This window comes from Stieleria tagensis (assembly GCF_024129865.1).
Classification (GTDB): domain Bacteria; phylum Planctomycetota; class Planctomycetia; order Pirellulales; family Pirellulaceae; genus Stieleria; species Stieleria tagensis.
In genome coordinates, this window is sequence record NZ_JAMYFE010000009.1 from 49,698 (window position 1) to 61,658 (window position 11,961).

The following is an 11,961-nucleotide window of genomic DNA, read 5'->3' on the forward strand; positions in this document are numbered from 1 at the left end:
TGAAACTTTCAAATCTGAATCGCAAACCGATATCGGCTGACCGATGTCATTTCTCTGGTTGAATCAATCCGATGCATGTTGAATCGCGTTCTGCCGAAGCGTTGCCGAAGGAACATTCACCGAGCACACCGTTCGCGACTGCTGACCGAAAGCAGTTGACGCAGTGGTTGATGGTTGCCGGGCTGATTTATTTGTTGATCTGCGCAGTTGGATTGATCGGTTCGGGTTTCAAATCCGCGACCGGGGATCAAGCGAAAGAGATGTTTGCGTTTGCGACGAATCCCTTTGCGGGGTTAGTCGTCGGTACGGTCGCAACCGCATTGATCCAGTCGTCATCCACGGTGACGTCGATCATCGTCGGATTGGTGGCCGGCGGATTGCCGGTGTCAGTCGCCGTTCCGATGGTGATGGGTGCGAACATCGGGACCTCAATCACCAATACGATTGTGTCGCTCGGGCACGTGCGTGAAAAAAAGGAGTTCGCACGTGCGTTTTCGGCAGCGACAGTACACGATTTTTTCAACCTGCTGTCGGTGGTGATCTTTTTGCCGCTGGAGATGGCATTCGGGTTATTGGAGAAGATTGGCAGCTTTTTGGCAGGGCTATTCGTGGTCGAGAACGCATCCATGAATGGGCTGAATTTTGTCAAAGCATCGACGGCACCGGTCGTCAACTCATTCAAACACATGGTTGAGGGGTTTGGGCATGTGGTCGGTGGATCGCTATTGATTCTCGTCGGAATCGTGCTGATCTTTTTGTCGATCCACTATGTCGGCAAACTGCTAAAGAGGTTGATGGTCGGGCGTGCCAAAGAAATCATGCACACTGCGATTGGTAAGGGCCCGCTCTCTGGGATTGTCTCCGGCACGCTTGTTACCGTCCTCGTTCAGTCTTCCTCCACCACGACGTCGCTAATGGTGCCGTTGGCGGGATCGGGAACGTTTGGGTTGAAAGAGATCTATCCGTTCACATTGGGCGCGAACATTGGGACCTGTATCACCGCGTTGTTGGCGGCGACCGCGGTGACGGGCAATACCGCCGCCGCATTGCAGATCGCATTCATCCATTTGACCTATAACGTGTTGGGTGTCCTGGTGATCTATGGATTGCCGTTCCTACGCTACCTGCCCGTTCAGGCGGCTGAGTGGTTGGGGGAAACGGCTTCCAAAAACAAGTTGGTCGCCTTGGCCTATATCTTGGGCGTTTTCTTCATTGTTCCAGGCGTGTGCCTTGGTGTTACAAGCTTGGTTTAAGGTGCCAGAATGTCAGAACTACAACGTCTATCTTTAGAAAAAATTCGGCATTTGGTTGCTGAAACCGAAGGCACGCTGGGTGAGCTGAAATCGGAGCTGGGACGTCGTGAAGCTGCGGCGCAGGATGCCGAATTGGATCATCTGGAAGAACATTTCAAGAATGCTGAATTGTCGTTGGGGTCGATCCGAGATTTCATCAGCTATCTGGTCGAACAATACCGCAGCAAGCACTAGTAGTTCATGTCAGCCATTCCTCGGGTGAGCCGTGGTGGATCTTTAACAAGGTCCACTCGCCGAAAACCCAGCTGCGGGGAAATACCAGCCGCTTGCGAGGATCGATGTGTCGGCGAGCATCTGGGGGCTGTGGTATAACGGGGCAACGTCCCCGGCTGCCGCGACGGTTGATGGTGTTTGTGGTAAGCCGAAAAAGTGCCTGTCGCCATCGCGTTGGCTGTCTCGTTGCGGCATACCTGAATTTTCGTCATGAGGAATTCGACACTCTGGATGTGGGTTTGTTTGGCATCGGTTGGATGCTTCCAATCTCCTGATCCTCCTACCGCGCCGCAGCAAGTGTCGTCTGATCTAGTTGACCCCGGCGAAGCATCTACAGAGCGCCTTCCGGCGGGTTATGTCGGCACGGCTGTCTGCGCCGGTTGTCATCAATCGCGACACGAAAGCTATTTGCTGACGCATCATAGCCGATCACTCAGCCGACCTGATGTGGCGGGGGAGCCGACTGGTTTGGCGTTTCATCATCAACCCAGCCAGCGAACCTATCGGGTTCAAAAATCCGGTGACAGGTTGGTTCATCAGGAAGAAGTTTATTTTGGCAGTTCGCCGGAAACGGATCAGCGAATGCCTGTCGCGAAGCATCCGGTCGAGTATGTCATCGGCAGCGGTGCGTTTGCCAAAGGCTATTTGTTGCGTGACGGAGACTACCTGCTGCAATCGCCGGTGACCTGGTACACGGCCAAAGACGGCTATGCGATCGCGCCGGGATATGACGAAACCACGCATCGCGGTTGCAACCGCGTGATCGAAGACAATTGTCTGGTCTGTCACGCCGGCATCGTTTCGACCCCGGACCACAATCCAAACAAGCCGATGATTCACGAGTTGGCGATTGGTTGTGAGCGTTGCCACGGCGCCGGGGCGGCGCATAGCGAGCTATACCAATCACTCGGTCCGGACGCTCGACAGTCGCCACCGGCGGATTCGCTGATCGTCAATCCGGCAAGTTTGAATCGCCGCGAACGCGAGTCCATTTGTGCCCAGTGTCATTTGGACGGCGATGTGGTTGCCTATGCCCTCGGCAAGGACGCCTGGGATTTTCGTCCGGGACAAGATCTGTCGGATCTTCGATCGTCCTACAAGGCCACAGGAGATAAAGCGACTGAAAAAAGGTTCTCCAATCATTTTGATCAGATGTGGCAGAGCGATTGTTATCTCGGCAGTGAAACGCTGACCTGTACGACCTGTCATGACCCACACCGGGAAACAGCGCCGCAAGAATTACGGGCGGTCTACCGAGAAATCTGCAACCAATGTCATTCAGATGACGGGTGTTCCAAGGCATTGGCGGTCCGCGTCGAGACCAATCAGAACGACTGCACGGCCTGTCACATGCCACGCTCGGAGACTGAGATTCCGCATACCAGCACCACCAACCATCGGATCGCGGTTCACCAAACCGATGCGGTGGACCAGGCAACGGTTCCGGCGGAGATGGCGCTGCGTTGGGTCACGCCGTCAACGGATGTGCTGCAGAGCGACCAGCGCGATCGACGGGCGATGATCGCGCGGGGCTACTGGGCGATTCAGCAGACGTTGGGCGGGAAGCATCAAGAGCTATTGTCACTGCAAACCGATCCGCTGCGGCAATCCGCCGTCGAAAATGCGGATGCCGAATCGTTCGCCCTGCTGGCGCGAATTTCTCGCTACCGGGCCGAAGTATTGACAGGCAATGCGGCGTCGAGGGATCAGGCCGACGCCTATCACACATTGGCGATGCGAGATGCCCAGGCAGCGCTACAGATCGATGATCAACCGGACACGCCGCATCAATCGGCACTAGAAACGTTAGCCGACCAGCAGATGGTCAAAGAGGATTATGTTGGTGCGATCAAGTCCTACGAGGAACTGACACAAATCCGCCGCGCTGCGCCGGATTGGTACAATTTGGCACTCTGCTATGCAAAGCAAGGGCGACTCGCAGATGCGGAATCGGCCTTGCTGCGATCGATTGAATTGGACGCCGCCTATCCACAACCCTATCAGTCACTGGCGCGACTGTATGCCTCGGTCGACCCGGTCGCAGCGGCACGGTTTCAGACGATTGCGAGGCGTTTGACGACGCGGCAATGAGGGCTGCATCAAGTTGATTAGGACTTGGTGGCGCCGACGTAGGCCATTCGTAACAGGTGCAGGACCTCGTCGAACATTTTTGTTTCTTCGGTGTCCAGATTGCCTTTGGTTTTGGTCTCCAGCATCTCCAGAGTTTCGATAAAGTGCTTGGCCATTCGCAAATCGGTGTCTTTGTTACCGGTCGACGGATTTGGCATCACACCGAGCGCCATCATGGCTTGGCTGTAGAAGGTGCTGATCAGCATGGCCATGGAAGCCGGCGGCAGTTCGCCGCTGAAATCTTCGGCATCCGGCGTCTCAGCAGGAGTTTCCGCAGGCGATTCAGCGGCCACGGCTTCTTTTTCCTTTTCGACCTGTGCTTTCCAATCGGAATCGACGACCAAATCAGGTTCTTTCTCGTTGTTTTCTGACATGATGTTTGGGGGGCAAAACAGGTTAGAGAAGATAAAATTAGCGTTGGCTGACAGCGGGTTGATCGCGATCGTGTTTGCGGTTGCCACGATCGATCGCCGCTTCGACAAACCCGGCGAACAGCGGGTGGGCTTTCAACGGTTTGCTTTGGAATTCGGGGTGGTATTGTACCGCGACGTACCAGGGGTGGTCGGCCAGTTCAACGATTTCGACCAATGACCCGTCGGGGCTGGTGCCGGTGAACTGCATCCCGTTTTCTTGGAATTGCTCGCGATATTCGTTGTTGAATTCATAGCGATGTCGGTGCCGCTCGTGGACTTCGTCGCTGCCGTAACACTGCTGTGCTTTGCTACCGAGCGTTAGTTTGGTGGGCTGGCTTCCGAGCCGCATGGTGCCACCGAGCTGAGTGATATTCTGTTGGTCATCCAGCAGGCAGATCACCGGATAGGGCGTGTCTTTGTCGAATTCGCTGGAGTGGGCGCCTTCCATATCGCACTTGCCGCGAGCGTATTCGATGACGGCACACTGCATTCCCAGGCAGATGCCAAAGAACGGGATCCCTCGTTCACGGGCGTAGCGAATCGATTGGACTTTTCCTTCGACGCCGCGCTCGCCGAAGCCGCCGGGAATCAGAATGCCGTCGTAGCCGGACAGGAGTCGTTCGGCGCCTTCGCGTTCGATGTCGCTGCTTTGGATGCGACCGATTCGGACTTGGGCCTGATGATGCATCCCGGCGTGATCAATCGCTTCGTAGATCGATTTGTAGGCGTCTTTGTGTTCGGCGTATTTGCCAACCACCGCGATACTGACTTCGTGTCGAGGGTTGCGCAGTCGGTGCAGCAGATCGGTCCAGGGCGTGATGTCCAGGGATTGACAGTGCAGACCAAGCTTTTTGACGACCAGTTCGTCCAGTTTGTTGTCGACCAGCGAGATCGGGACCTCGTAGATCGAAAAGTCTTTGTCTTTTTCCTCGATCACGGCTTCGGTTGGCACGTTGCAGAACAACGCGATTTTGTCACGGTCTTCGCGCGAGATCGAGTGTTCGCAGCGGCAGACCAGCACATCGGGCTGAATACCGATTTCTCGCATTTGACCCACCGAGTGTTGGGTCGGTTTGGTTTTTAGTTCATCGGCGGCTTTCAGATACGGCACCAACGTCAGGTGCATGAACAGCACGTTCTCGCGGCCGACGTCTTGGGCATACTGGCGGATGGCTTCCAGAAACGGCAGGCTTTCGATATCCCCGACGGTGCCACCGATTTCCGTGATCACGACATCGACATCGTCACCTCCCATACGGGCGATGACGGATTTGATTTCGTTGGTGATGTGCGGGATGACTTGGACGGTTTTGCCCAAGAAGCGGCCTTTGCGTTCCTTTTCGATCACCGACAGATAGATCTGGCCGGTGGTGTAGTTGCAGTCACGCGTCAGCGACCCGCTGGTGAAACGCTCGTAGTGCCCCAAGTCCAGATCGGTCTCACTGCCGTCATCTAGCACGTACACTTCGCCGTGCTGATAGGGGCTCATCGTCCCCGGGTCGACATTGATATAGGGGTCCAATTTTTGCATTCGAACCCGTATGCCACGTGATTCGAGCAACATGCCCAGGGAGGCACTGGTCAAGCCCTTTCCCAATGAGGAAACGACGCCGCCGGTTACAAAGATGTTTTTGGTCATGGACGCGGATGATACCGCGCAAGCGAAAAACCGGAAGTGCGGATGATCAGCGAGGCGATTGACCGGCGGCGCGGATTCGAGCCTGAAATTGCCGCAGATCGTCGGCCGTATCAATTCCCGGCTGGGCCGGTCCGACGCGGGCAACGACAATTTTTTTTCCGGCTTCCAGGGCGCGAAGCTGCTCTAGTTTTTCAATTTTTTCCAGTGTGCCGGGGGGGGCGTTTGCGAACCATTGCAGGAAATCGCGGCGATAGGCGTACAGTCCCAGATGGTGCCAATAGACAGGCGGCCGATCGGTCAGCCGATCCGCCGGATCGCCATCGCGGTCGGCGGGGACGCAGGCGCGACTGAAGTACACCGCCCTGCCCCGCCCTGCCCCGCAGCCATCGGCCGGAGAGTTTTCGACAAAGTCGGCCATCACAATTTTGACGACGTTCGGATCCGTCAGATACGGAGCCTGGTGGATCGGCGTGCCGGCGGTGGCGATGTCGGCCGTCGGGTCGGCGGCCAGTGCGTCAGCGACCGCGTCGATCGCATCCGGATCGATCTCAGGTTCGTCGCTTTGCACGTTGATGAAGATTTCGGTCTGTGGAAATTGCCGCGCTACCCAAGCGACGCGGTCGGTCCCACTGGCACAGTCGGTCGGGGTCATGAACCAGCGACCGCCAAACGAGTCGACTTCGTCGGCCAAACGTTGATCGTCGACGGCGACAACCACACCTGCGGTGCCACAGCGGGCTCGCGACGCAGCTTCATAGGTGTGTTGCAAGACTGATTTTCCGCCAGCCCGCTGCAACAATTTTTCACTCAGTCGGCTTGATGCCAGCCGCGCAGGCAAAACGATTTGAAATTCAGGCATGGTGGATCACCGGGGGATTCGATGGCGTGACGCCGCATCGAACAGGCTGTGCCAACGGGGGCTTCACCGACAATGATCGAAAACATTCGCGAAGCAGACAACCGCCCTCGCCTAGCAGCATGCTTGGTTTGCTGCTGTGGGAGCGATTTTTTTAGTGAGAGGCCGTCGAGGCGGCCGAGAATGCTGGATGGACTAGTTGCCCATCGCGCCCGCAATCGCGTTGCCAGATCTGTTGAAACTTTCTTCGGTTTCGTTTGTCAATGTCGCGATCGAGCCAAGGCAAACAGCAACGATCAAGGCCAGCATCACAGCGTATTCAACCGCCGTTGTGCCCTCCTCTTCGCGCCAGAAAGACTGGCTGGGGGGAAGTTTTTGTTGTTGATTCATCGTAGTTATATTTAGTGGTTAGTTTTTCACAGGAAAAAGGCATAGCCACCGAAACATAGGCCACGAAACCACGTAATCACTGACAATGTGTTCACATTTGGGGGGGAGGATCAGGAGACCACTGTCGAATGATTCCGGTCGTACCGATTTTTCCGGTTAGGCTGTCCCCCCGGGGGATCTGGCTTCACCGCACGTTGTGTTTGCAAGCACTGCGTTCTAATCTGATGCACCCACGCGGCGACGCGATCACAGCGGGAATCTGATTGGCGTGCGATTTCATTTCATTTTGGTAATCAAAACCGATGCTCGGTCCTGTCTTTAATCGCGAGGCGACGGTCGTTCCCAAGCGATCCAAAACCTATTTGGCCCGGGGATTGTATCTGCTGGCACTGTTCGGATTGCTGTGCACCGGCTATCTGGTGCTGGACGGTTCGCGTTCACTGGCGACGGTTTCCGATGCGGCCCGTTTCGGCGGCTGGATGTTTTTCCTACTCGCCCCGCTGCAGTTGTTGGTGCTGTCCAGTCTGGCGGCGGTCGGATCGGCCGCCAGTGTGGCCCAGGAAAAGGACCGGCGAACGCTGATTTTGTTGTTGATGACACGGCTGAGCGGTTTCGAGGTGGTGGTCGGAAAACTGACGGCGACGCTGTTGGGGCCGTTGGCAATGTTGTTGGCCGCGCTGCCGCTGTTTCTGGTGCTGCCGCTGCTCGGTGGCGTTTCGCCCCAACAGGTGCTGTTGGTTTTTTTGGTGACTGCCGCCACGATTTTGTTTGCCGGATCGGTGGGCACCGTTGTCGGTCTGTGGCGAGAAAAGACATTTCAGGCGATCGCGCTGACCGTGTTGATCCTGCTGATGCTGGTCGGAGTGGGCGAGATCTTGATCCATCTGCTGCAATTGCCGGTGGCGGTTCAATTGGCACTTAGCCCGCAGCGTGCGCTCGCCGCAGCCGCTTCGCCGCTGGCCAGTTTGTCGGCGGCAACGTCGCTGGGCGTCGGATTGTTCACCGGGTTGGCTGTGATGGGATCGCTGTTGGTGCTGGCGGTTGGTGTGGCCAAAGTGCGTGTCTGGAATCCGTCACGCGAAGTCCGCTTGAAGGCACCCGATCCGGAAACCAGTGAAGAACAGCAGTCGCTGGCGACGCCGAGCAGCTGGAAAGTCCGCGCGCCGCGCAACGTTTGGAAGAATCCGATTCTGTGGCGTGAGATCCGCACCTGGGCCTATGGCCGCAAGGTGGTCGTCATCCGCGTGGCGTTTACGATGCTGTTTCTGTTGGGCGTGGCCGTGATCTATGGCCAGATCCAGGACGGAACGGCCTACGAGCCGGCGGCTCGGATCGGTCGTGCGTTGCCCGCCGTGACGTTGCCCCTGGCGGCGATTGGTGTGGTCAGTTTGGTCTTGATCAATGCCTTGGCGGTCAATTCCGTGACCGGCGAACGCGACGGGTTGGCACTCGATTTATTGTTGGTCACAGATCTACGCCCCAGCGAGTTCGTGTTTGGCAAATTGTTAGGTGTCTTGTACGTGGGCAAGGAATTGATCCTGTTGCCAATGCTGTTGCTGTTGTACCTGGCGGTGCGTGGCGTGATGACCTATGAAAACATGGTGTATGCCATGTTGGGCGCTGCGATGTTGTATGTCTTTGTCTCGACGCTTGGCATCCATTCGGGATTGAACTACGTGGCCGGACGGACGGCGACGCTGGCTAGTCTGGGAACGGTGTTCTTTCTGTGTGTGGGGATCGCCATCTGCATGACGATCATGGTCAGTTTTCGGGGCGCGTTTCAGCTGCAATTGGCACCGTTCCTGGTGATGATCCTGGGCGGCGGTGCCGCTTTGTTTGCCTCGCTAGGATGGCGAAACCCGTCGTCGGCGATCTTTTTGGCTTCGTTCACATTGCCGTTGATCACCTTTTATTCGATCACTCAGTTTTTGTTGCAAACCGATCACCTGTTTGTCTTCTTTTCGATGGCGGTCGGTTATGGTTTCACTGTCGCAGCATTGTTGATTCCGGCGCTCAGCGAATTTGATGTCTCGCTGGAGCGTGATCGCGGAGCCGAGGGAGATGGCTGATTGAACTGGTTGTCGGAGTATGCCGGCTGGTTGGTGCCGATGTTGGTGCTGATTTTGCTGAGCGCGCTGTTCAGTGGCAGCGAAGCGGCTCTGTTTTCGCTTACACCACGCCATCGTCGCCAACTCTCGCGCAGTGGTGTCGGTGGTCGGATCGCTGACCGCCTGCTGGCTGATTCAGAACGGTTGCTTTCGGCCATTCTGTTTTGGAATTTGCTGATCAACATGACGTACTTTGCGATCGCGTCGATCGTTGCGGGTAAATTGGAATCATCCGTTGCGGGCGGCACCAGTGTGGCCGTGTTGTTCACGGCGATCAGTCTGCTGACGATTATTTTTTTCAGTGAGATGTTGCCCAAGAGCATCGCTGTGCTTTCGCCGGTTCAAGCATCGATCTTGATCGCCGGTCCGCTTAGCGTGGCGGTGCGAGTTGTCAGCCCACTCCTGCCGTTGATCAAGACGGCCAACATGCTGGCCAGCCGTTTGTTGTGGCCTTCATTCGTTCCCGAAAACGAAATCGATTTAGCGGACATCGAACGCGCGGTTGAGTTGAGTACACACGATGCGGCGCTGTTGCAGCGCGAACGGATGGCGCTGCGCAGTTTGGTCGAGATCGCAGAGACGCGGGCCAGCGAGTTGATGCGCCCCCGTAGTAAATTGCAATTGGTCGAAACACCAATCGATCGCCAAATTTTGTTCGCTCAAACGCCGCCCGGTGGCTATGCGATGATCACCGACCAGGCGGGAGAACGGATCATCGGCGCACTGGGCGTGCGGATGTTGCGCCCCAGTCAGTTGGACGATGTGGAACAATTGGTTGAACCGGTGATCTATGTGCCGTGGTCGGCACCGGTCGCGCGCGTTTTGGACCAACTGACCGAAAATGATTTGAGTGTTGCCGTGGTCGTCGATGAATACGGGGATGCGATCGGCGCACTGTCGACGGACCGAATCTTCCGGCGGATGTTAGGCCCAGAGCATCATCAATTCGAAGAACTGCCAAATGCGATTGCGATCGAACAGGTTGACCGCGATCGCTACCGCGTGCTGGGCAGTGTCTCGGTTCGCCAATTGGCAAAACATCTGCAAGTCGCAATCCCGGACGAGTCGGTTGCCACGGTGGCGGGTTTTATCCAGCGACAGAACGAACGCTTGCCACGCATCGGCGACCAGGCGCCCTTGGGCGATTGCTGGCTGACCGTGGTGGAGGAATCCGAAGGGGGATTGTGGATCGAAGTCCAACGGCGTGGTGATGACGACGATGATTCCGATGACGCTAGCCCGCGGGATATCGGATGATCGTCTTTGCCATCTTGCTATTTTTGTTCGGGCTGGTTTTGAGCGCGTTTTTTAGCGGCAGCGAAACCGGTTTGTACCGCGTCTCGCGAACACGTTTGGTATTGGACGGACTGGATGGTTCACGCGGCGCCAAAGCCATTGTGTGGTTGTTGAATCATCCCACTCTCTTTGTTGCCACCGCGCTGGTGGGCAACAACCTGGCCAACTTCTTGACCAGTTTTGCTTTGGTGTTGGCGATCGGATCGTTGTATGCCGAATCGGCGTTGGCGGAATTGATCGGCCCGATTCTGATGACGCCGATCGTGTTTGTATTTGGGGAACTGCTACCCAAACACTGGTTTTTTCAGGCGCCCTATCGGTTGCTGTGTCGGGTGCGACCGCTGTTGCTGTTGGCGACGGTCCTGTTCCTGCCCGTGTCGCTGTTATTGGCCGCGTTGGCCGTCGCACTGCGGGCGTTGACCGGCCAGACCCCGTTTCGCCTGCGTTTGGCGATGGCCCGTGGCGAGTTGGCACAGGTGTTACGCGCCGGTGAAGAGGCGGGGATTTTGCACGCCGGCCAACGTTCCTTGGCAGGGCAATTGTTTGACGTCGGCAATCAACTGGCCATTTCGTTTGCGGTGCCGTTGGGGCGTTTGTCAACCGTCCGATTGCCGATCGATCGTGAATCAATCGCGTCGGAGGCGCGCCGACGGAACCACCCGATTGTGTTGGTGTTGCGCGGCGATCGGATCGTCGGCTACCTGCGCTATTCCGAACTGTTGACCGGCGAGGGAAAAGTCGAAGTTCGGCCGGTGATTCGCGTCAGTCTGACCGAACGACATTTAACCACGTTGTTGCGATTGTACGATGTCGCCGGTGAAGTCGCATTGTTGTGTGATGAGCATGGCGATGCACGCTCGGTGGTCACCCGCCGCCAATTGCTACAGCCGATGATCAAGTAGTCGCCTGGGCTTATTTCGTGTAGCCGAGCTGCCGAATGACCGTCAGCATTTCATCGCAGGTGATGTAGCGGCGATGATGCTGCAGTTTGTACTGGTCGATTGCGATCGCCAACTCACGCCCGGCCGCAGTGAGTTCTTCGTGTGAACTTGCGAATTGGCGCCGCTCGGGGGCGTTATGAGCGGTTCCGCCGCGGCGACGATCGACGAACGGAAGGTCGCTGATGGCTTGATCACTTGATGCTGAGGCGGCATTAGAAAGCGACATAGTCGGGTTCTCGAAGGAAAAGGGCGGCGTGTCTGGCACACTCAACCCTAGTTCACGACCGGCACACAGGCCGTCAACCGAGCCCAAAAACAAGTTTCTCGCTGCGTTGGTGTTCCCACTCCTAGCGGTTGCGGCCAGGTTGCGGATTTGATCGCACCGAGTAACCGTTGCGATCGGTAGAACCGTGTTGCAACGTTAGAAACTCGCCGTTTTCCCAGCTGGTCGATCTGCTTGTGACCAGGCTCCGGCCTCTCAACAGGGTGGTTTGCAGGGTGAGGTTGAACAATCGCCTCACGTCTTGAGCTAGCACGAGCAGGCCTGTCTCCGCAGCGGCACGCCAGCGGCCGCAACCGTGGAAAACCATGTGGCGAAGTTTTTGACTCTGGTTGCGGTCTCATTACGCCAACGGCGTTCGACAGCCTAGCCTAGGGTCAGG

Annotated in this window: 11 protein-coding genes; 6 read left to right on the forward strand and 5 right to left on the reverse strand. The window is 56.7% G+C overall.

The window, feature by feature from the left end:
- Positions 1–71: 71 nt before the first annotated feature.
- From NHH03_RS01160 to NHH03_RS01170, 3 genes are all read left to right on the forward strand, one after another.
- Complete coding sequence (locus tag NHH03_RS01160; RefSeq protein WP_253153854.1) at positions 72–1,253, forward strand: Na/Pi symporter; 1,182 nt, start codon at positions 72–74, stop codon at positions 1,251–1,253.
- A gap of 9 nt (positions 1,254–1,262) precedes the next feature.
- Positions 1,263–1,487, forward strand: coding sequence for a hypothetical protein (locus NHH03_RS01165; RefSeq protein WP_253153856.1), 225 nt, complete (start codon positions 1,263–1,265; stop codon positions 1,485–1,487).
- A 621-nt stretch (positions 1,488–2,108) separates the two neighbouring features.
- Entirely contained in the window at positions 2,109–3,617 is a 1,509-nt protein-coding gene (locus NHH03_RS01170; RefSeq protein WP_253153857.1) for a cytochrome c3 family protein, read from the forward strand.
- A gap of 17 nt (positions 3,618–3,634) precedes the next feature.
- Here NHH03_RS01170 and NHH03_RS01175 read toward each other — a convergent pair whose 3' ends face one another.
- The 4 genes from NHH03_RS01175 to NHH03_RS01190 form a co-directional block, all read right to left on the reverse strand.
- Complete coding sequence (locus NHH03_RS01175) at positions 3,635–4,030, reverse strand: DUF1844 domain-containing protein (RefSeq protein ID WP_253153862.1); 396 nt, start codon at positions 4,028–4,030, stop codon at positions 3,635–3,637.
- A gap of 37 nt (positions 4,031–4,067) precedes the next feature.
- Entirely contained in the window at positions 4,068–5,708 is a 1,641-nt protein-coding gene (locus tag NHH03_RS01180) for a CTP synthase (protein WP_253153864.1), read from the reverse strand.
- A gap of 46 nt (positions 5,709–5,754) precedes the next feature.
- Complete coding sequence (gene kdsB, locus NHH03_RS01185; protein WP_253153866.1) at positions 5,755–6,567, reverse strand: 3-deoxy-manno-octulosonate cytidylyltransferase; 813 nt, start codon at positions 6,565–6,567, stop codon at positions 5,755–5,757.
- 192 nt (positions 6,568–6,759) lie between these two features.
- Positions 6,760–6,954, reverse strand: a complete 195-nt coding sequence (locus NHH03_RS01190) for a Flp family type IVb pilin (RefSeq protein ID WP_253153868.1) — start codon at positions 6,952–6,954, stop codon at positions 6,760–6,762.
- 302 nt (positions 6,955–7,256) lie between these two features.
- Here NHH03_RS01190 and NHH03_RS01195 point away from each other — a divergent pair, with 302 nt between their 5' ends.
- From NHH03_RS01195 to NHH03_RS01205, 3 genes are read left to right on the forward strand one after another with little or no spacing between them, the layout of a single operon-like run.
- Positions 7,257–9,023: a hypothetical protein gene (locus NHH03_RS01195; protein WP_253153870.1), complete on the forward strand. Its 1,767-nt coding sequence runs from the start codon at positions 7,257–7,259 to the stop codon at positions 9,021–9,023.
- The gene (locus NHH03_RS01200) at positions 9,024–10,319 is read left to right on the forward strand and encodes a CNNM domain-containing protein (RefSeq protein WP_315861415.1); all 1,296 of its coding nucleotides are present in this window, start codon (positions 9,024–9,026) and stop codon (positions 10,317–10,319) included.
- Positions 10,316–11,260: a CNNM domain-containing protein gene (locus NHH03_RS01205; protein WP_253153876.1), complete on the forward strand. Its 945-nt coding sequence runs from the start codon at positions 10,316–10,318 to the stop codon at positions 11,258–11,260. Before NHH03_RS01200 ends, NHH03_RS01205 begins: the two co-directional genes overlap by 4 nt.
- A 10-nt stretch (positions 11,261–11,270) precedes the next feature.
- On the opposite strand, the gene NHH03_RS01210 is transcribed toward NHH03_RS01205, so the two are convergent.
- Positions 11,271–11,525, reverse strand: a complete 255-nt coding sequence (locus tag NHH03_RS01210) for a hypothetical protein (RefSeq protein WP_253153885.1) — start codon at positions 11,523–11,525, stop codon at positions 11,271–11,273.
- Between the last annotated feature and the right edge of the window lie 436 nt (positions 11,526–11,961).

Bases quoted from the DNA above. Each gene is read 5' to 3' on its own strand.
- NHH03_RS01160 (WP_253153854.1), top strand. From the start codon at position 72: ATGCATGTTGAATCGCGTTCTGCCGAAGCGTTGCCGAAGGAACATTCA.
- NHH03_RS01165 (WP_253153856.1), top strand. From the start codon at position 1,263: ATGTCAGAACTACAACGTCTATCTTTAGAAAAAATTCGGCATTTGGTT.
- NHH03_RS01170 (WP_253153857.1), top strand. From the start codon at position 2,109: ATGCCTGTCGCGAAGCATCCGGTCGAGTATGTCATCGGCAGCGGTGCG.
- NHH03_RS01175 (WP_253153862.1), bottom strand. From the start codon at position 4,030: ATGTCAGAAAACAACGAGAAAGAACCTGATTTGGTCGTCGATTCCGAT.
- NHH03_RS01180 (WP_253153864.1), bottom strand. From the start codon at position 5,708: ATGACCAAAAACATCTTTGTAACCGGCGGCGTCGTTTCCTCATTGGGA.
- kdsB (WP_253153866.1), bottom strand. From the start codon at position 6,567: ATGCCTGAATTTCAAATCGTTTTGCCTGCGCGGCTGGCATCAAGCCGA.
- NHH03_RS01190 (WP_253153868.1), bottom strand. From the start codon at position 6,954: ATGAATCAACAACAAAAACTTCCCCCCAGCCAGTCTTTCTGGCGCGAA.
- NHH03_RS01195 (WP_253153870.1), top strand. From the start codon at position 7,257: ATGCTCGGTCCTGTCTTTAATCGCGAGGCGACGGTCGTTCCCAAGCGA.
- NHH03_RS01205 (WP_253153876.1), top strand. From the start codon at position 10,316: ATGATCGTCTTTGCCATCTTGCTATTTTTGTTCGGGCTGGTTTTGAGC.
- NHH03_RS01210 (WP_253153885.1), bottom strand. From the start codon at position 11,525: ATGTCGCTTTCTAATGCCGCCTCAGCATCAAGTGATCAAGCCATCAGC.